Raw genomic sequence first — 19,878 nt, 5'->3', positions numbered from 1 at the left:
GTCAAGAAGACAAAACGCGGCGATGCAGCTGCTAAAACCTATCTGTCTGTTATAATTTGTATATTTTTAAGATAAAATATTGATTGGATGAAAATAGAGATTTTTTGTTGACATATTTACAATAACGAGAGAACGATACGGAACGGATTGTGCTGCGCCTGGCAGGTGCAGGGAGAGCGCTGCCGAATTCACTTTGGGAGGAATGCCATGTCTGATCAATCGGATAAAACCAATATATCACGTCGCAACGCGCTGAAGCTCGGCCTTGCAGCCGGCGTCGGCCTCACCGTATTCGGGATGAATGCCCGCATCGTCATGGCCGATGAAGGCCAGGTCCTGAAGGTCGCGCATCCGGCCTTCGACCAGGACTGGTCGCCGCTGCGCGGCGGCGGCAGGACGTTCCGCTGGAATTCGATCTGGTGGGCATCGCCGATGTATTTCGACAGCAAAGGCAATATCAAACCTTACGTCTTCACCAGCTGGGAATCGGCTGACAACACCGTTTGGACGTTCAAAATCGACCCCAAGGCCGTCTTCTCCGACGGCAGCAAGATCACCTCGGCGGACGTCAAGGGATCGTGGGAAGTCGCCTCGATGCCGAACACCAAGAGCCAGCGCGCCGACCAGGTGCTGAGCAAGGTCAAGGGTTATGCAGAAATCGCCTCCGGCTCCGGCAACGAGTTGACGGGTGTCGCGACGCCCGACGATGGAACGGTCGTCGTGACGCTGGCAGCCGCCGATCCGATCTTCTTCATGCGCCTGGCAAACCACATCGCGCCGATCACCAAGGCGTCGCAGTCGCGCGGCAGCGACGGCGAGGAGATTATCGACTGGTACAAGCCTGACAACAAGCCGGTCTTTTCGGGTCCGTTCAAACTCACCAGCATCGACATCGACGCCGGCAAGATCACGTTCGAGCCGAATGAGAACTTCTTCGGACCGAAGCCGAAGCTTGCGCGCATCGACATCACCTCGATCGAGGACAATGTCTCCGCGACGTCGCTGATCAAGTCGGGCGAGTTCAACGCTCATACCGAACTGATCACCTCGACCATCATCCAGGATCTCGGCCCGGAATTTTCCGCCGGCCCGCTGATCCCGACCAGCCAGCACTTCTGGTTCAACATCTCCCGTGCGCCGATGGACGATCCGAAGGTCCGCCAGGCACTGATCATGGCGGTCGATCGCGATGGCCTGTTCAAGGCGTCCTACCCCGACGGGCCGCACAAGAAGGCCGACCAGATCCTCAACGCGGTTCCGGGTGCGGAGAATTCCGGTTTCGAGCCATACCCTTACGATCCGGCGGCTGCCAAGAAGCTGCTTGCGGAATCGACCTATGGCGGCCCGGAGCGCTTGCCGAAGATCCTATTCGTCGGCATCTCGGGGCCGGCCATTCAGGCTGCCGCCCAGTTCATCGCCGAGCAGTGGCGCCAGAATCTCGGCATCACGGCCGTCGACATGAAGCCGCAGCAGGACGCCTATGCGGGTCCGGATCAGAATTCGATCCAGATCTTTCGCGACGACGTCGGCACCCGTGTGCCGGATGCCGTCTCCTATCTGGCGGGCAGCATCGCCTCGACCTCGTCGAATGCGCAAAACAAGCTTGGCGGATACAAAAACGACAAGGTCGACAGCGCTCTGGCCGAAGCCACGACCAAGGCTGCGGATGATCCGCAGCGTATCGCTCTCGCTCAGGCAGCCCAGAAGGCGTTCCGCGAGGATTGGGCCTTCATTCCATGGTATTCTCAGGCGATGTCGCGCTGGGCCACCAAGGACGTCAAGGGCCTGGAAAAGAACCTTGACTGGCAGGTCGTCGAACCCTGGAACATTTCCATCGGTTGATCCGGCGGAAATCGTTCCAATCGGCAATAACCCGCGCGAAGGCCGCAAGGCCTTCGCGCAAGTTTCAAGAAGAAGAGATGCGATCGCAGCCAAAAGCGGGAACGCATCGAACAACAGGTGGGAGGTGGCCTTGCTGCGCTACGTGCTAACCCGATTTGCCATCTGGATTCCGTCCGTTCTGGTGGTGATGCTGGCGGTTTACGCGCTGGCCTTCTATGGCGCCGGCGATCCGATCAAGCTGATCTTCCTGCGCGCGCCGGGCGACGTCGCCTATAATCCGCAGCGCATCGAAGCCATTCGCGAAAGTGCCGGCCTCAACAAACCCTTCATCATCCAGTTCGGCCTTTACATCTGGAACTTGCTGCACGGTCAGTTCGGCAATTCGTTGACCTCGGGCCGCTCTGTCTGGGCGATGGTCTCCGCCGCAGCACCCGTCTCCTTCCAGCTTGCCCTCTGTTCCATCATCCTGACCGCCGTCGTTGCGATCCCGCTCGGCATGATCGCCGCGCTCAACCAGAATTCGCGCATTGACTATGCCATTCTGGGCTCCGCGCTCTTCCTCTGGGCGATCCCGGCCTATGTCGCCGGTCCGCTGCTGATGGTCGGCCTGATCGTGCTGCTGCCGGGTGCGAGCGTGCCCTATGGCTGGGGCGGCATCCTCGATGTCCGTATCCTGCTGCCGCTGCTCGTCCTTTCCTTCCAGCCGATCGCGCTAATCGTGCGTCAGACGCGCGCCGCCGTCATCGAGGTTCTGTCGGAGGATTTCGTCCGCACCGCCCGCGCCAAGGGCGTGCCAGAGATCATCGTGGCGCTCCGCCACATCTTGCGGCCGGTGCTGACGCCCGTCGTCACGCAGCTCGGCCTGATCATGATCACCATCGTCAACGGCGCGATCTTCGTCGAACTTGTCTTCGGCCTGCCGGGCCTCGGCCGATTGACGGTGCAGGCGCTGATCAATTCCGATTATCCCGTCATTCTGGCGATCACACTGATCGGATCGTTCCTGGTGATGGTCTCGAACCTCCTGGTGGATGTGCTCTATCCGCTGCTCGATCCGCGCGCCAACGATTCAAGAAGGAGCCGCTGACCATGTCCGCCATCCCTCTTTCCACCATCGAAACCGTCGAAGAACCGGTCAGTCTGTGGCGCGACGCCTGGTATCGGCTGAAGCGCAACAGGCTTGCCATCTTCGGCCTCGTCATCGTCGTGATCCTCGCCTTCACGGCGATCTTCGGGCCTTACCTCACGCCCTATGATTATCTGAGCCAGGATCTCAACGCCCGCAACGTCCTGCCGTCGATGAGCCACCTCTTCGGAACCGATGATCTCGGCCGCGACGTCTTCAGCCGGGTGGTTTTCGGCACGCGCACCGCTTTCCTCGTCGCCGTCATTGTCACCGTCTTCGCCGTGCTGATCGGCCTGGTGCTCGGGGCAGTCGCCGGTTTCTTCGGCAATCCGTTCGATCGCGTCATCATGTGGCTGACCGACGTGACGATGTCGGTTCCCAACCTGTTGCTCGTCGTCGTCATCAACGCCTCGCTGAAATCGCCGATCAGCAAATGGATGGAGGCGCGTTACCTCGCGACCCTCAATCCCTTCTACCGCGAAACCATGTGGGTGGATTTCATCCTCGTCTTCGGCTCGATGGCGCTGATCTCCTGGCCGCCTTACGCCCGTCTCGTCCGCGCCCAGGTGCTGTCGATCCGCAGCCGGCCCTATATCACCGCGGCGCAGGCGCTCGGCCTGTCGAACTGGATCATCATCAAGCGCTATGTCATTCCGAATGCGCTGGGGCCTTTGATCGTCTCGGTCAGCGCCGGCCTCGGCACGGCGATGGTGCTGGAAAGCGCCTTCAGCTTCCTTGGCGTCGGGGTCAATCCGCCGACACCGAGCTGGGGCAACATGATCTCCGACGGCCTGCGTGTCTGGCAGCATTATCCCCACCTTCTCGCCGCTCCGGCGGCCGTGCTCGGCCTTGCTTCGGTTGCCTTCAGCTTCCTCGGCGATGGCCTTAACGACGCGCTCAATCCGCGGGGCAGCAAATGATGGATACGAAAGACACCGACCGCCTGCTCGATGTCAGGAACCTCACCGTCGAGATCGACGGCCGCAATGGCCCGGCCGTGGTCGTCGATGGTATTGATCTCCATGTCGACAGGGGTGAGACCCTTGGCGTGGTCGGCGAATCCGGCTGCGGCAAGAGCCTGACCATGCTGAGCCTGATGCGGCTGTTGCCGAACAAGATCAAAGTCACTAGGGGATCGGCGACATTCGATGGCCACGACCTGCAGACGATGTCAAATCGCGAGCTGCGCAAGGTGCGCGGCGGCGATGTCGGCTTCGTCTTTCAGGATCCGATGACCTCGCTCAATCCGGTCATGCGCGTCGGCGACCAGATCTGCGAACCGCTGATCTATCACCGCGGAATGAAAAAGGCCGAAGCTCGCACCCGCGCCGTCGAACTCTTGCGTCTCGTCGGCATTCCCGGTCCGGAAGAGCGTCTGCAGGCCTATCCGCACGAGCTTTCCGGTGGCATGCGCCAGCGCGTGATGATCGCGATCGGCCTTGCCTGCAATCCGAAGCTTTTGATTGCCGATGAGCCGACGACGGCGCTCGACGTCACCATCCAGGCCCAGATCGTCGATCTGGTGAAGGATCTCAGGGCCAAGCTCGGCATGTCGGTCGTCTGGATCACCCATGATCTGGCGCTTATCGCCGGCCTCGTCGATCGCGTCGCCGTGCTCTATGCCGGCACGGTCGTCGAGGATGCGCCGGTCGACGAGCTCTATGCCCGACCGAGCCATCCCTATACGCGCGGCCTGCTGTCTTCGATCCCGAAACTCTCGGATCCGCCGGCAAGCCGGCTGAGCTCGATCGGCGGCACGCCGCCGGAGCCTGGCCGCCGGCCGAAGGGTTGCCCATTTGCGCCGCGCTGCCCGCTTGCCGAAAACATCTGTCACGAGAAGGTGCCGCAGCTCGAACCGTTGAGCGGCAGCGCCAATCACCGCGCCGCCTGTTTCGTCGTCCAGAGAATGCAGGAGGCCGCGTGATGGGCGCTCAACCGCTGCTCAAGATCGAAAACCTGGTCAAGCATTTCCACGTCAAGCTCGGCGCCTTCGGCGAACGCTCGGCGACCGTCTATGCGCTCGACAATGTCAACCTCGACATCATGGAAGGCGAGACGCTGAGCCTCGTCGGCGAATCCGGCTGCGGCAAGTCGACGACAGGTTTCACCATCCTCAACCTCTACAAGGCGACCAGCGGCAAGGTCGTCTACAAGGGCCAGGACCTCGCGACGCTCGATGAAAAACAGATGCGGCCCTTCCGCCGGGACCTGCAGATCGTCTTCCAGGATCCGTATTCGACGCTCAATCCGCGCATGACGGTGGGTGAGGCGATCGGCGAACCCATCCTTTTTCATAGGCTCTGCACCAAGGCCGAGCTGAAGGACAGGGTGGCAACGCTGCTCACCGATGTCGGCCTGCCCAAGCGATTTGCCCAGCGTTACCCGCATGAGCTTTCCGGCGGCCAGCGACAGCGCGTCGTCATTGCCCGCGCGCTCGCCTGCCAGCCGAAATTTATCGTCTGTGACGAGGCGATCTCGGCGCTCGACGTGTCGATCCAGGCGCAGATCATCAACCTGCTGCTCGATCTGCAGGAAAAATACGGGCTGACCTATCTGTTCATCGCCCATGATCTCGCAGTCGTGCGCCATATCAGCACCCGCGTCGGCGTCATGTATCTCGGGCGGCTCGCCGAACTTGCCACCCGCGAGGAACTCTTCGACAATCCGCTGCACCCCTATACCAGGGCGTTGCTGTCGGCCGTCCCGGAAACCGATCCGGAGCATGAGCGCACGCGCCAGCGCCAGATCCTGCAGGGTGATGTGCCGAGCCCGCTGAACCCGCCGTCGGGCTGCCGTTTCCACACGCGTTGCCCGATCGCCATGGACGTCTGCAGCAAGATCATTCCCGCGTGGAAGGAGGCAAAGCCCGGCCATCTCGTCGCCTGCCACGCCGTCAACACCGGACAGACCGCATGACGCTGAAGGCGGCCATTATTGCCGATGATCTGACGGGCGCGCTCGATACCGGCACGCCCTTCGTCGAAGCCGGGCTTTCGGTTGCGGTCGCCGTCGATGTCGAGGCCGCAGAGGATGCGATCGCCACCGGCTGTGACGTTGTCGTCATCAACACCGCCTCCCGCGCGCTGGATGAGCGCGAAGCCGCCGAAAGAGTACGGTCGGCGGCAGCGGTGTTTCGTCGCGAGAAGCCGGCGGTCATCATGAAGAAGATCGATTCCCGGCTCAAGGGCAATGTCGCGGCCGAGAGCCTGGCGCTGGCGAAGGCATTCGATCTGAAGACCATCCTAGTAGCGCCCGCCATTCCCGATCAGGAGCGGTTGACCTACCGAGGGTGTGTCGTCGGCCGCGGCATCAACCAGCCGCTACCGATCGCTGAGCTGTTCGAAATCAGCGCGGACGGCGTCGTGATTGCCGATGCCGAGGACGATGGCGATCTCGACCAGATCGCGGAGGGGCATGACTGGCTGACGACACTTGCTGTCGGCGCAAGGGGCCTCGGGGCCGCGCTTGCCCGCCGGCTCGGCGAAATGGGGCGGCAGCCGCTGCCGGAATTTGCGGCGACCCGGCGCACCCTGTTCGCCTTTGGCTCGCGCGACCCGATTACTGCTATCCAGATGGACCGGCTCCAAGCCTCGGGTGTCCTACGCATGGTCGTGGACGCGCCGAAGGGGCAGGTCGAAGTCGGAGAGGGCATAGCGCTGCCGGCGCTGCTGCGTTGCACTGGCGATATGGCGGCCGATGCGGCACTGGTCGCTCGCCGTTTTGCGGCAGGCGTCAGAACGGTCATCGACGACACGAGGCCTGATATGCTGATGGTCGGCGGCGGCGATACGGCGCTTGCCGTTTTCCTGGCGCTCGGGGTCAGAGTTCTGGCGCCCCAGGGCGAAATAGAAGCCGGCGTGCCGTGGTTCGATGTCACGGCAGCCGACGGGCGGCATTTTCGGTGCGCCGTGAAGTCGGGGGGCTTCGGCAAGCCCGATAGTTTGTTAAGACTGGTTCTTTGGAATCGGGCGGCATAGCAAGATACCGCCGGGGAGAATGACGTGGCTGAAGTGAATGGCGAATCTTTGAACGCGGAAGCCGGCCCACCGGGCAAGCCCGAACGCGGCAAGGCCGTCAAGCTGGTCGATCGCGTCTTCGACCAGTTGCTCGAGCGTATCCGCGGCGGAAACTATCCGCCGGATTCACGCCTTCCCGGCGAGCATGAGCTTGCCTCGATTTTGGGTGTGTCGCGGCCGATCGTCCGTGATGCCTTAGCGCGCCTGCGCGATCAGGGTATGGTCTATGCCCGGCAGGGCGCCGGCACCTTCGTCAGCGCACATGGATCGCCGACGACGCAGCTTGCCTATTCGCCGGTGAAGACGATCGCCGACATTCAGCGCTGCTACGAATTCCGCCTGACGATCGAGCCGGCGGCCGCCTATTTTGCCGCCAAGCGCCGCAATGAGCAGGCGATCCAAAAGATCGCCAGCGCGCTTGCGGATCTGCGCGAAGCGACCAGCCATCAGCTTCACCGCACCGACGCCGATTTCCTCTTCCACCGCGCGGTCACGGAGGCTGCCAACAATCATTATTACACGGCCTCGATCGACGCGCTGAAGGCCCATATCGCCGTTGGCATGCATCTCCATGGCCTCTCTTTGCTTGGCCCCCGCCAAGGGCTAGAACAGGTCTACGAAGAGCATAACGCCATCTATAAGGCGATCGCCGATGGCCGGCCTGACGATGCACAGAGACTGATGAAGGCGCATCTCGAAGGCTCCCGGGACCGCTTGTTCGAGGGCAGGGTGCTCGACCTATCCTTCTGAAGCGCGTCCCACAGCTGGCAGCTCGAAATTGCCAGGGAGTTCCTGCCATACCGCGGGATGCTCCTTCGCTGGCAATTGTCAGCCGGATTTCTGCTTCTTGATGATGCTGATGTTGCCGCTCACTTCGAGGATGGCAAATTTTATCTCCGTAACACTCTCAATGCCTTCCTGGCTTCGAGCCGCTTGCATGACGTCTTCCTTCTGCAGTCGGGCGCCTTTGAGCGCGCGCTCATCGTAGACGCCATCCGTCACCAGAACGGTCGGAACGCCATCGATGATATGAGCTGCGCCAGGCCACCACCTCTTCACGTAAGACAGACCGATGTCGGTCGTAAACAGCGTGAGGATCAGGATAACGGCGTTGGTGATCGAGAAGTCATCGCCCAGCATCGCCTGCTGGGTAGTCTCGGAGATCACCAGCACGATGACTAGATCGAACGGGGTCATCTGGGCCAATGTCCGTCTTCCCGACAGACGGGTGATCACAAGCAGCGTGAAATAGATTGCCAATCCGCGTAATACTGCATCCACCGTGCCGCCCTCATGGAAAGATGAACGTGGATTGGCTGCGAGTCTCCCCGCCCATGCCGATAGTGGCGCGGCGAGGGCCGGCGAGTTGCGTTTGCAGACGGAAGACGATCTGTGTCGGTTCTGCCGGGTCGGCAGGAAACACATAGCCTATCCGGCCACCGCGCGCGAAGGTCGCCTTTTGAGGCGGATCGATGCCCTGGACCGAAAAGCCTTGAAGAAAGGCGGCATCGATCGTGAAGACCCTGTCTTCGGATGACGGCGCGAAGGTCACCGTCATGTCCTCGGGAGCATTCCATCGGGAGATGACCGGAAAATCCACGGATCCTTCGGGCAACAAAAGTGTTTGCCGTGAAAACGGACCGCCTCTTCCAAGCAAACCCAGCAAGCAGGTCAGCAGAAGAAGCGTGAACACGATCCAGGAAATACGTTGAACTTCCCAGAAGGTTCGCTGAAATTCGCTGTGGTCAACCACACCTTCCGGCAACGCGAGCAATGTCTGTGTCTTTCCCATGCCCCCTCCCTGTCCTTCATGCGGAGAAGCTCGTTCGGAGGCAACCGTTCCCGGCAATGAGGGGGCCGTTGCCGTGTACATCGGATGGGTTGCAGTCCAGGCGTCTTCGCCGATCAAGGGAACGAAGATCACCCCACCGAGATCTTCTTCTTCGAACGTGATGTCCCCGGTACGGGTGAGGCGTTTCAGGCGCTGCCCTTCACCGCGGCCGACCGGAATGATGAGCCGCCCTCCGAAGCCCAACTGTTCTTTCAAGGCGGTTGGCACCTCGGGCGCGCTCGCAGAAACGATAATGGCATCGAACGGAGCGGCTTCCACCCAGCCTTTGCTGCCGTCGCCGACGCGAACGTCGACGTTGCGGTATCCCAGCTTCTCGAACCGTTCCTTGGCTTGAAGCGCCAGCCCTTCATGGCGCTCGATGGAATAGACGTGCCTTGCTATCCGGCTCAGGAGGGCTGAAGCGTAGCCGGAGCCCGTTCCGACCTCGAGCACTGTGTCGCCGGTATCCAGATTGGCCTTTTCGAGCATCAGAGCGACGATGAACGGCTGCGAAATTGTCTGGCCTTCGCCGATCGGCAGCGGCGCATCCTGATAGGCGCATTCCTCGGAGCCTGGAGGAACGAATTTTTCGCGCGGCACCGTGCGCATCGCTTCGGTCACGCGTGGATCGCGAATGCCACGGCGCGTAACGTGGTACTCCACCATGCGATCTCGGATGCGCGTCATATCCATGGATCAGTCCCACTGTCGCCGATTGCGCCTTGGGCAAACTTCTGGGTGGTGCAGAATGTAAAACAAGTCAGCGGCTGGCGAGTTCCTGAGAGGAGCAGGTTTTCGGCAAGCGCCAAGGGTATAGCAAAGCGACACGCAAGATCACCAAGGCGAAACATTGTAAACATTGGCATGTCGCAGTTGGAAATAAAATGTCGGCTACACAAATTTGCGGCGTAACGCATGTTATGGAACTAGATACATCTATGTTATTACAAAGACTTAAGTTCCGCTCTATCCTTTGTAGCCGCATGGCCGCAAAGTTGACGTGTCTTGTTTCTGCAAAGTTGGAATGTCACACCCGCGCGTTGAATAGCACGGCCAGCGATCGAAGAACGAGCCCGGCGACTCGATAGCTCCGGGTCTTCAAATCATGCCGGAACCAGGTTAGATCAGCCTAGCCACGAAGCGCTTTCGCGGAAGTCTGGACATCAGCAAGCGTTGCACCAACCTTGGAAGCTTCGAAACCCACTAATGAACTGCACCAACATCAATGTCCCTTCTCCGATCCTCCTATCCAAGCATCAGAAACCTGATCAATCGTACCAGCGTCAATTCGATGCCCGGAACGTGTTTTTTCGATCTAGCTCCTGCTGCGGGCGGCCAGCCCTATCGCATATTCCTACGGGAGGATGGCCGCTTCTCGTCATGACCGACGGCAACGCCACTTTCCCTTCGCGGTCGCCAGCTTGGTCACCCAGGCACCTTATCCGACGGGGACGAATGTCGGTCGGGGGTGATCGCGGCGATCGGCTACCCGTCCGACGAGCCCTATGATCCGCTCCGCCGGTCTTGGGACCTGGGGCCTCCGCCGGTCAAATCCTATCCGCCGTTCGTTGAGGGCGGTCCGCCGGTGGTCATCGGAGGGACCGGCAAGCTGCTGGATTTCATCGAGAACGAGCTTATCCCGCGGATTACAGAGAGGGTGATCCTGGATCCGAGACGCCGATCGCTTTTCGGACATTCCTTCGGCGGCCTCTTTACTCTCTATGCCCTGTTCGAGCGTCCAGCTCTGTTTTCCAATTGGATTGCGGCCAGCCCAACCATCTATTGGGAGAACAGCGAAATCCTCAAGAACGAGGCGCAACGTCAAGAGGCGCCGGGGAATTCACCCTTTCTGCATTTGTCCGCCGGAGAATACGAAGGCGATGAGCTGGCGCCCTTCCAGTACGGAAACGAGGATGCCCCTGCGCGTCTGGAGAAGAGGAAGACGGAGCGGACCGTCCTCCTGGCGCGGGAGATGGCGGAGCGATTAGACGGCACTGCAGACGGAGTGCGTACGGAATTCGAGCTTTATGCCGGCGAGACCCACATGTCCGTTCTTGCGGCGGCCGTGAATCGTGCGGTTGGAATCGCATTCGCCGTCCAGGATTTGACCGACAGGTGACGCTCTATACAGGGGTTTCATCAGTGAATACGATCCGGCGGTTAGGCGATCGTACTTGAAGTCGGTTCCGGCTGGGGCCGAAATGGGGCACTCCATATTGACAGAATCAGAGCAATAACACATCGAAGAAATGGTAGAAATCTGGCAGGCCAATCATGGACAGGGTAATGGATAGTCTTAAAACGCTGATGACGGACCCTGCAACGCGGGCACGCGTGGACAATGAATGGGATAAGCTGGGGACAGATTTTGCCGCAGCTTATGCCGCGATGCCAGCCAAGTACATGTCGCGGACAGAATTGTCTTTTCATTCTTACGTCAAGCTTTTGGGATTTCTCAGTATCGACGTGGCCTCACTGGAGGCAGACATCGTTGAGATCGGAGTCTGGAAAGGCAAGTCTCTCGCCTTTATGCAAAGGCTTTCGTCACCTTCAACAAAACTCGTTGGAATTGATCCATTCGAACTGCAAGGGCAGCTTCAAGAAGTCGATTATTTGCGAAACATTCTTTATAGAACCTGCATTTTGATAAGAGGTTACTCGCAGAATGCAGTCGAGCGCACGCTGCAGGCTTCCCAACGGTTCAAGATTTTGCATATTGATGGCGGTCATGCGAGCGAGAATGTATGGGCAGATTTCCTTCTTTATGAGCGATTTGTCGTACCTGGTGGCTATATCGTCTTCGACGACTATGGCGATTTTGCCCATTCACCAGAAGTAGGACCCGCCGTAGATCGGATACGTGCAGCGGGCTTATTCGAAAGCTATGATATCTTGGGTCAATTGCCGGAGTACGAGCACAGCTACGTCCTGCGAAAGCGATAGGGCGAGTGAAATTCGCCGCTTCTCGAACGCCAGCGAGCATTCTGTCTTTACCCTCAGCCAGCTTTCGAGCCGCCTGAATTGCCTTAGAAAAGATCTATTGTCATTTTGGAAGAGACGATGAATTCTGTCTTGATGCCGAGATAATCGCAGATTTTCGTGATTGAATTGAATACGTAAGAATCTCGTGGAACGCACTTGCGAATGCCCGAGGGCGTGCCCCGTTTCTCCCAAAAATTATCTATGTATTGGGCGAGATCAAGGCCTTTTTTCCGCTTGTGCCTCTTCCTCTGCACAAGCCTCGCGTAACGTCCGCGCTCTATGATCATGGCAAGTAGTCTGCTTCGGTCGTTCGGAGCGCCGATCACCGCTCTCGCCGACGGAGGCTGGAGGGGGCGTCTCAAGGGGAGAAACATTTGCCGCGCGTATCGATCTGTATCCCGGCCTATAAGCCCGATTTCTTTGAACTCGCCCTGAAGAGCGCAATCGCGCAAAGTTTCGATGACACGGAAATCATAGTCTCTGACGATTGCCCGACCGATGCAATCGAGAAAATCTGCGAGAGATACTCAGGCGTTATCCAGTACAGCCGCAATCCGGATCCGGCCGAGTACAAGAACGTCATACGGCTCGCCGGGCTCGCCGGCGGCGAGTACATCAAGTATCTCTTCGACGACGACGTCCTTAATCCGTTCTGTATCCAGTACCTGCTCCAAGCGCTTGAAGCCACACAGAACAGAGGAACGAAACTCGCGTTTTCCCCGCGCTATTTCATCGACGAGCGGAACCAGGTTACAAATCTCGGCAACGGATTGATGGTCGAAGGCTCGCTGAAGGTGATCGAGGGCCGCGACTTCATACGCATCACTGCCGTCAAGCATCATAATCTGCTTGGCGAGTTCTCATCGGCGCTCTTGAGAACGGCCGATTGCTTTGATGAATCCGGCCGTTTCAGTCTTTTCAAGGTCGTGGACGGCATCATTTCCGGACCGCTCGATCTTTCATCCTGGGTTGGGCTCTCCCTCCGCGGAGCGATCGTCGGGCATCCCATGCCCCTCTCCTATTTCCGTCAGCATTCCAATTCGCAGTCCAATCCAGCGGCCAACCGCTATTTCATCTACTCGATCACCTACTACGAGGAAGTGCTCGATCTCGCGATCGAGAAGGGCTACCTGCAGCCCTCCGATCTGCCCATCGCCTATCGGAACCTCATCAATCACTATTCCTACTGGAGAGGATCGTTCCCGGAACTGGATGAACGGATCGCCCGCATCAGCACACGTCTCTAAGTCCCACGCAGGCGCAATAGAAATCGCAAAGGATTAAATCACGATGGACGGAATCACGGGATCAGAGATGCAGAAGCTCATTGAAAGTGCCGCGGCGTTGCGCCCGGCGCTTGCTGCGAAATCGGGAGTTTACGAACTGAAATTGCGAGCGCTTCTGGAACTCGCCGACGAATTGAAAATTGCGAACGAGTACACCGCCAGTCTGCCGCCGATTGATATCGGCAGCATCACGCTTGTCGACCAGGTTGTCCTGGTGTTGCTCGCCAAGATCGTGAAGCCCCGGAAGATCATCGAGATCGGCACGTACAAAGGTTTCACCACACGCCTTTTCATCGAAAACACGCCGGAAGACTGCGACGTGGTCTCCATCGACCTGCCGAAGGGCCTCACGGCGCATCTAGCCGAGACGGACGAGCGTAGCGCCTTGTCATCCGCCGAGCAGAATGACGACTATCTCCGCAAGCGCCAGGAAATCGATGGCGAGGCCTATCTGGCGTCGATCACCGAGACGCAAAGGAAGCGCCTCACACTCGTCAAGGAAGACTCAACGACGATCAATTTCAAGGAGGCCTTCCAGTCGGCCGAGATGATCTTCATCGATGGCGGACATGAGAACCAGATCGTCCGGGCGGATACGGAAAACGCATTCGGCATCGTCAAGCGCGGCGTCATCGTCTGGCATGACTACAATTCCAAGATCCACGGGGACGTCACCGAGTATTTGGCGGAGTTCTCGAAATCGCAGGTGGTCTTCCATGTCGCAAACAGCCTTGTGGCCTTTGCGTTGGTTAATATAGAGCTCTGATCATGGGTGCTAGCGAGATCAGAATGGGCAGCCTGTTGACGAAGGACGAGTTCCGGGACCTCACGGCATCGAACGACCGGATCGCTTATTCCCACCTTGCGCTCAGGATCGGCATCCATGCCGGCCTGCTTTTCGCGATGGTCCGCGCATGGGAAGGCGGCTATCCTGCGCTTGCTTTCGCAGCCTTTTATCTTAACGCCGTCCTATGGCAGTTCGCCGGCTATGCCGGCATCGGCCATGAGCTGTTTCACAAGAAGGTCTTCAGCAGGAAATGGCTGAACACTCTGTTCTTCAAGCTGTTTTCCTATGTGACCTGGAACAATCCGAGCTATTTCGAAAAAAGCCATCAGTTCCACCACGCTTCCACTTTCCATGAGGATGACAGCGAAATCTATCGCGATTTTCCGCTCGACTTGCTGGGCGCAGCGCGTCTCGTCCTGCTTGATTATCAAAGCCTTTGCAGGCGGATCCTCTATGCGCTCTGCAACGCCTTCGGCTACGAAGCGTATTTCGGCAAAGGCATCCGATTGAAACTGATGCCCGCCGAACGACGCGCTGCGCAATCCGATGCGATCTTTATGCTTGCGCTCAACGCCATCTGGCTGGCGCTGTTTTTCCTTGCGACGCGATCGCCTGCCCTGACGTTCATGTTTTTCATCACACCGTTCGTCGGATCGCTCCCAAATCGTGTTCTGGCGCTAGCGCAGCACGTCGGCCTCGAAGATCACAAGGACGAAAGCGCGCTTCTTTTTTCAAGAACGGTCAATCTGCCGACACCGATTGCATTCTTCTATGCCAACATGAATTATCACGCCGAGCACCACCTGCTGCCGTCGGTTCCCTATTACAATTTGCCGAAGCTGCACGATATCTTGAATGCCAAGCTCAAAGTAGAGCGCGAGGAAAAGGAATTCGGCTACCTCTTCACCCGGGACTTCTGGAGCTCGGTGGGAATATCGGCAAGATTGGAAGGCAATGCCGTGCCTGAATGACAGGCTGGAGCGCTTGTGTGCGCACCAACCTGTCGACGCAATCAGCCTTTGGGCGTCAAGAGCATGAAGCGCATAATATTTGGCCGCCCCTCGGAGCAAATGAGGTAGCGGTTGTCGTCGGTGAAATCGTTCAATTCCGGAAATTGCGTCAGATCTCTGATGGCGGGCGCAATGAATTCGACATTGAATAACGCTGAAGCCGATGTGAGGAGACGGGTGTACTTCTCCCAGAAACCCTCGACCCAGTTGTGAATCTCGATGACAATCGTCGCCTGTTTCAATGCCGATAAGGAGTCATCGTCCAGGATTTCGAACTCCGCACCCTCGGCGTCAACGAGGACGACTGTTTTCGCCAGATCAAGATGGCTGAGCTTTTCATGAAATAGCCTGTCTGCGGCGCCGAATATTTCGATCCTGTCCGACGTCGAATTCGCCTCGGCGTTCGATGCAATGGTGCGCTGCCCTTCCTCGCTCAGTTCAAAGCAAACGGCGTTTTTCGCCCGACCCGACCGAACCATGCCGATCGCGTAATATCCGTCGGCGGCGCCGACATCGACGAAGCTCTCAACGGCATCCAATCTTTCGGAGAACAGGAAATCCAGTACTTCCTTCTCATAAAGGCCCAAGAGCATCGACCCGAAGTCGCCACCGCCCCACCAGTTGTTCTTCGCAAGCGACAGCCCCTTGAACGGACCGTATTTCACCACCCCACCAAGTAGATCGTAGATCTCAGACGACACGCGTCTTCTACGCTGAAGAATCGTTTCCGCGCGCCATCGCTCCCGCATCTCCATTGTCGCGCGGGACTGCCGTTCGAACACCTTTTGGAAGAAAATACGCTCGCCTTCAATCAGATCAGGCAGTTTCTCGTTCATTGCGCGGTGTCTCTTTTCGCAGCTGCAGTCTGCATCTTTGTCCGATGCCGACGTTGGAATCACAGCCGAAAGCGTATGAGATGGTACTCGGCTTAACAAGGCGGCCCGTCTGCTTCCCACAAGCAAGGCAACGACGCCGGGGTGAACACAGACGCCGCCCAGACCTCCAGGCGGCAAGCCTCGGGTAACGCCCGCATCCTATGACTCTCGCTATCGCGGCCGTTTTAGTCTTTCGCATATCGAAAACGGACGAAGTGGGACTGCACACCCTGTTTCGGCTGTGCCGTTTCAACAGGCCAGCCGGGTGCGTGGAATGGATTTGAAAATGACCAAGAGAGCATTGCTCGTCGGCAGTAACTTCAGCGCAGTTCCTCTTCTATTCGCTTTGAGAAGGCGCGGCCTCCATATTTCCGTTTGCGGAAATCGGCCGGACGAGCCCTGCCATGCGCATGCGCATCAATCGCATTTCATCGACTACAGCAATCCGAACGCGCTGCTCGCCCTCGTCGAGAACGGTGATTTCGATTTCATCGTGCCGACGGGCAATGATGTTGCATATATGTCGACCAGCTTCGTTGCCGAAAAACTCGGATTCCCACGCTTCGATTCGATGGAAACTGCGACCATCATTCACACGAAGCAGGCATTCCGTAGCTTTACTGAGCAGCACGATATCCCTGCCCCGCGCTCGGTGCGCCTGCAGGGCGATTCGCCAATCGAGACCGAGGCGCTGCGTTATCCGCTGCTGGTGAAGCCGAGCGATAGTTTCAGCGGCCGCGGCGTCACAAAGGTTTTCGACCGGACTGAACTTGCCGCCGCCATCGCCGATGCCCGGCGAAACTCGCGCGCGGCGGAGATCGTTATCGAGGAATTCATCGAAGGCAGCCTGCACAGCCATTCCGCCTTCATCAAGGACCAGGAGATCGTCTTCGACGTCTTCGTCGACGAATATTGCACGGTCTATCCATACCAGGTCGATTCATCGAACCATCCCTCGCGCCTTTCCGAAACCGTCCGCTCGAAGACGCGGGCCATTATGGCGCGCGTCGTCAAGCTGCTCGGACTGCAGGACGGCCTCATTCACACGCAGTTCCTGTCGAATGGCGACGATGTCTGGATCGTCGAATGCATGCGGCGCTGCCCGGGCGATCTTTACGGCTCACTTGTCGATCAGTCTCTCGGCATCGATTACGCCGATCTCGTCATAACGCTGCTGCTGGGTGAGGAATTTTCGGCCGAACCGCGCTTCGATCCACCGCTGTTCTTCGGGCGCCACACCATCACCTCCGACACGCCCTCGACGCCGTTTTCCTTCTCGCATTCCATTCCATCATCCGATGTCCGCATCACGCAGCTCAAGACCACCGGCAAACCAATGAATGCGGCACCGCTCGACAAGCTCGCCATCCTATACGCCCGTTTCGAGTCGCGGGACGAGATGCTGAAGGTGGCGCCGGATTTCAAAACGTTCATTTCGCTCCAAACGATGCAAGGAGATCTCGCATGATCCGCTCAAATCAGGGAGTACCGGAGAAGCTGCGCCTCGCCTTTCTAGGCGGTGCCGTCAATTCCGCTGTGGGTCGCGCTCATCGCGATGCGATCGAGCTTGATCAGAAATTCGATCTTGTCGCCGGCTGCTTCAGCCGCCATGGCGACATCAATCGCGAAACGGCGGGGCAGTACCGCATTTCGCCGGAGCGCTGCCACGCCGACTTCGATACTTTGCTCTCGAAAGAGGCCGACAACATCGATGCTCTCGTCGTGCTAACGCCGACGCAGCAGCATACGAAGCAGGTTGTCGCCGCACTTGAGGCAGGTGTTTCGGTGATCTCGGAAAAGGCCCTTGCCGGTTCGAGCGCCGAGACGCGCATGATCGGCAATGCTCGCAGTAACGGGGCCTTTTTGGCCGTAACCTACAACTACACGGGATATCCCATGCTCCGTGAAATCCGCGGCATGGTCGAGCATGGTGTTTTCGGCGAATTGCAGCAGATCCATATTGAGATGCCGCAGGAGAGTTTTCTCCGGCTCCGCCGTGACGGCACGCCGATGACACCGCAGGATTGGCGCCTGCGCGACGGCGCCGTGCCGACGGTTTCGCTCGATCTCGGCGTTCATGTGCACTCGCTGCTTCATTTCCTCACGCAGCGGGAGTCGGAAGAAGTCTGCGCAACCAGCCACAGTTTCGGTCACTTTCCGCAGGTGCTCGACAATGTGCAGGCGCTCGTGCGCTGCGCCGGCGGCCTGCATTGCAGCATGTGGTACGGCAAGACCGCGCTCGGGCAACGCAATGGACTGCGTGTGCGGCTCTATGGCTCCAAGGCATCGATCGAATGGCTTCAGGAAACCCCCGAGCTTGCCTATTTCTATGACTGCAACGGCCGCAAGCAGATCCTCGATCGCGCCAGCCCGGATATCATGATCGCTAACAATATCCGCTACGAGCGGTTCAAGCCAGGCCATCCGTCGGGATTCATCGAAGCCTTCGCGAATTATTATGTCGACCTTGCCGACGCCCTGCTGCAACGCAAGATCAATACCGCACGCCTGCCCCATCCCTACGTGCTTGGGCTAGAGGAGGCGGAGGAAGGATTACGGCTGCTGGAAGCGATCGAATGCTCGCGGCTTGAACACCGCTGGGTCGAGATTGAACCGCGAGGCGTACAGCGCCCGGCGACGGAGCGGCTCGAAATCCGACCTCCGCAACTGGCGCTTTAAATCTGGCGTCTATGAGATGACGAAAGCGGCGGATCGATGGTCACGCCGCTTTCGTATGAGCAGCCACCTGCAACGCGCCGGCTCGCGATTTTCTTATCTGGCAGGCAGAACTCGCGCTTCAAGTCTTTGCTGACAAGTGAGGCGGCTAGAACAGGATGTCGCCCGAAAACCGCTTATGCTTTTCGGCATCACGCTCTAACCGGCCTATTGGCGCACGATCTCGCACCGCAGATACTTTCGATCTGCGGTGCGATGACGGTCGAAACACCTTTTTTAAGCCGACTCGATCAGCGCGCAGACCTTGTCGACGATCTCCATCTCCATGTCCGGATAGATGGGAAGGCAGAGCACCTGTTGTGCGGCTTCGGTTGCGACCGGCAGATTCGACGGCTGCGAGGAAGGCAGGCTGCGGTACATCGAGAAGCTTGAAATCAGCGGATAAAAATAGCGGCGCGGATGAATGCTGTTTTCCTTCAACAGTTCATAGAGCCCATCGCGTGAAATGGGATAGCCGGGACGTACGAGGATCGGGAAATAAGAGAAGTTGGAGACGGTCTCGCCGGAACGCTCCAGGCATTCTATGCCTGCCACGCCGCGGAGCCGCTCACGGTATGCACTGTCGATGAGTCCACGCCTTTCAAGGACGAATTTGATATATTTCAGCTGCAACAGGCCGAGCGCAGCGTTGAACTCGCTCATCTTGCCGTTTGTGCCTGGTGCCACCACGGTCACTTCGTCGACGTAACCGAAGTTCTTCAGCTGGTCGATTCGGGTCTTTGTCTTGATATCAGGGCAGATGATGGCTCCGCCTTCGAATGTGTTAAAAACCTTCGTCGCGTGGAAGCTCAGGATCGAAAGGTCGCCGTGATTGAGAATGCTTCCCCGCTCGTCTTCCACGCCAAAGGCATGGGCAGCGTCATAGATGACCTTGAGATTGTAGAGATCGGCGATCTTCTGGATCGCATCGACGTCGCAAGGGTGGCCGTAGCAATGCACCGGCATGATCGCCGTTGTCTGCTGCGTGATCGCCGCCTCGATCTTCGCCGGATCGAGATTGAGCGTCACCGGGTCGACGTCGACGAAGACGGGCTTCAAGCCGTTCCACAGAAGCGAATGCGAAGTGGCCACGAAGGAATAAGGCGTGGTGATGACTTCGCCCGTGACGCGCAGCGCCTGAAGCGCCGTCAACAGCGCGACCGTGGCGTTGGAAAAGAGGCTGATGTGCTTCACGCCGAGATGGCCGCAGAGCTCCTGCTCCAGCTGCTGGTGGAATGGCCCGCCATTGGTCAGGATGCGGTTGTTCCAGATCGCTTCCAGCGACGGAATGAATTCTTCGAGCGGCGGCAGGCTGGGCTTCGTTACATAGATCTTTTCGTTTTTCATGACGCCGTCGAGGAGGTTGGGCATTATCGCGCAATGGGCCTGGTCCGAACATCACGGCTTA

Annotated in this window: 17 protein-coding genes and 1 pseudogene; 14 read left to right on the top strand and 4 right to left on the bottom strand. The window is 58.5% G+C overall.

From position 1 onward, the window contains the following. Window positions 1–207: 207 nt before the first annotated feature. From N2600_RS34115 to N2600_RS34085, 7 genes are all read left to right on the top strand, one after another. Window positions 208–1,842 carry an ABC transporter substrate-binding protein gene (locus N2600_RS34115; protein WP_260299869.1) on the top strand — a complete coding sequence of 545 codons (1,635 nt, stop codon included), beginning with the start codon at window positions 208–210 and terminating at the stop codon, window positions 1,840–1,842. Window positions 1,843–1,972: 130 nt separating this feature from the next. After that, entirely contained in the window at window positions 1,973–2,929 is a 957-nt protein-coding gene (locus tag N2600_RS34110) for an ABC transporter permease (protein ID WP_026154671.1), read from the top strand. A 2-nt stretch (window positions 2,930–2,931) separates the two neighbouring features. Next, window positions 2,932–3,888: an ABC transporter permease gene (locus N2600_RS34105; protein ID WP_130676566.1), complete on the top strand. Its 957-nt coding sequence runs from the start codon at window positions 2,932–2,934 to the stop codon at window positions 3,886–3,888. Beyond that, the gene (locus tag N2600_RS34100) at window positions 3,885–4,892 is read left to right on the top strand and encodes an ABC transporter ATP-binding protein (RefSeq protein ID WP_260299868.1); all 1,008 of its coding nucleotides are present in this window, start codon (window positions 3,885–3,887) and stop codon (window positions 4,890–4,892) included. The genes N2600_RS34105 and N2600_RS34100 overlap by 4 nt, the downstream gene beginning before the upstream one ends. Continuing rightward, the gene (locus tag N2600_RS34095; protein ID WP_260299867.1) at window positions 4,892–5,884 is read left to right on the top strand and encodes an ABC transporter ATP-binding protein; all 993 of its coding nucleotides are present in this window, start codon (window positions 4,892–4,894) and stop codon (window positions 5,882–5,884) included. Before N2600_RS34100 ends, N2600_RS34095 begins: the two co-directional genes overlap by 1 nt. Beyond that, window positions 5,881–6,945 carry a four-carbon acid sugar kinase family protein gene (locus tag N2600_RS34090; RefSeq protein WP_260299866.1) on the top strand — a complete coding sequence of 355 codons (1,065 nt, stop codon included), beginning with the start codon at window positions 5,881–5,883 and terminating at the stop codon, window positions 6,943–6,945. The genes N2600_RS34095 and N2600_RS34090 overlap by 4 nt, the downstream gene beginning before the upstream one ends. Window positions 6,946–6,969: 24 nt before the next feature. Further along, window positions 6,970–7,734, top strand: a complete 765-nt coding sequence (locus tag N2600_RS34085) for a FadR/GntR family transcriptional regulator (RefSeq protein WP_170256962.1) — start codon at window positions 6,970–6,972, stop codon at window positions 7,732–7,734. Between the two features lie 78 nt (window positions 7,735–7,812). Here the strand turns inward: N2600_RS34085 and N2600_RS34080 are convergent, their stop codons facing one another. After that, window positions 7,813–8,265, bottom strand: a complete 453-nt coding sequence (locus tag N2600_RS34080) for a DUF421 domain-containing protein (RefSeq protein ID WP_260299865.1) — start codon at window positions 8,263–8,265, stop codon at window positions 7,813–7,815. A gap of 10 nt (window positions 8,266–8,275) precedes the next feature. Continuing rightward, window positions 8,276–9,508: a protein-L-isoaspartate(D-aspartate) O-methyltransferase gene (locus N2600_RS34075; protein ID WP_260299864.1), complete on the bottom strand. Its 1,233-nt coding sequence runs from the start codon at window positions 9,506–9,508 to the stop codon at window positions 8,276–8,278. Between the two features lie 571 nt (window positions 9,509–10,079). Here N2600_RS34075 and N2600_RS34070 point away from each other — a divergent pair. From N2600_RS34070 to N2600_RS34050, 5 genes and pseudogenes are all read left to right on the top strand, one after another. Beyond that, a pseudogene (locus N2600_RS34070) lies at window positions 10,080–10,934 on the top strand (alpha/beta hydrolase). A 167-nt stretch (window positions 10,935–11,101) separates the two neighbouring features. After that, window positions 11,102–11,758 (top strand): class I SAM-dependent methyltransferase, encoded by a 657-nt coding sequence (locus tag N2600_RS34065; RefSeq protein ID WP_260299863.1) that lies wholly within the window; start codon window positions 11,102–11,104, stop codon window positions 11,756–11,758. A gap of 413 nt (window positions 11,759–12,171) precedes the next feature. Further along, entirely contained in the window at window positions 12,172–13,044 is an 873-nt protein-coding gene (locus N2600_RS34060) for a glycosyltransferase family 2 protein (protein ID WP_017969158.1), read from the top strand. 67 nt (window positions 13,045–13,111) lie between these two features. After that, window positions 13,112–13,849 carry a class I SAM-dependent methyltransferase gene (locus N2600_RS34055; RefSeq protein WP_162116645.1) on the top strand — a complete coding sequence of 246 codons (738 nt, stop codon included), beginning with the start codon at window positions 13,112–13,114 and terminating at the stop codon, window positions 13,847–13,849. A gap of 2 nt (window positions 13,850–13,851) precedes the next feature. Further along, window positions 13,852–14,841, top strand: a complete 990-nt coding sequence (locus N2600_RS34050; protein ID WP_260111688.1) for a fatty acid desaturase family protein — start codon at window positions 13,852–13,854, stop codon at window positions 14,839–14,841. A gap of 41 nt (window positions 14,842–14,882) precedes the next feature. Here N2600_RS34050 and N2600_RS34045 read toward each other — a convergent pair whose 3' ends face one another. Further along, window positions 14,883–15,716, bottom strand: a complete 834-nt coding sequence (locus N2600_RS34045; protein ID WP_260111689.1) for a hypothetical protein — start codon at window positions 15,714–15,716, stop codon at window positions 14,883–14,885. A gap of 325 nt (window positions 15,717–16,041) precedes the next feature. On the opposite strand from N2600_RS34045, the gene N2600_RS34040 reads away from it, so the two are divergent. Continuing rightward, window positions 16,042–17,223, top strand: coding sequence for an ATP-grasp domain-containing protein (locus N2600_RS34040; protein WP_260111690.1), 1,182 nt, complete (start codon window positions 16,042–16,044; stop codon window positions 17,221–17,223). Further along, complete coding sequence (locus tag N2600_RS34035; RefSeq protein ID WP_260111691.1) at window positions 17,220–18,434, top strand: Gfo/Idh/MocA family protein; 1,215 nt, start codon at window positions 17,220–17,222, stop codon at window positions 18,432–18,434. The genes N2600_RS34040 and N2600_RS34035 overlap by 4 nt, the downstream gene beginning before the upstream one ends. Before the next feature lie 273 nt (window positions 18,435–18,707). Here the strand turns inward: N2600_RS34035 and N2600_RS34030 are convergent, their stop codons facing one another. Continuing rightward, complete coding sequence (locus N2600_RS34030; RefSeq protein WP_260111692.1) at window positions 18,708–19,817, bottom strand: DegT/DnrJ/EryC1/StrS family aminotransferase; 1,110 nt, start codon at window positions 19,815–19,817, stop codon at window positions 18,708–18,710. Between the last annotated feature and the right edge of the window lie 61 nt (window positions 19,818–19,878).

It is taken from the genome of Rhizobium sp. WSM1274, from assembly GCF_025200775.1.
Lineage (GTDB): Bacteria > Pseudomonadota > Alphaproteobacteria > Rhizobiales > Rhizobiaceae > Rhizobium > Rhizobium leguminosarum_I.
The sequence above is the reverse complement of the archived record's forward strand: the minus strand, read 5'-3'. Positions and strand labels throughout refer to the sequence as shown.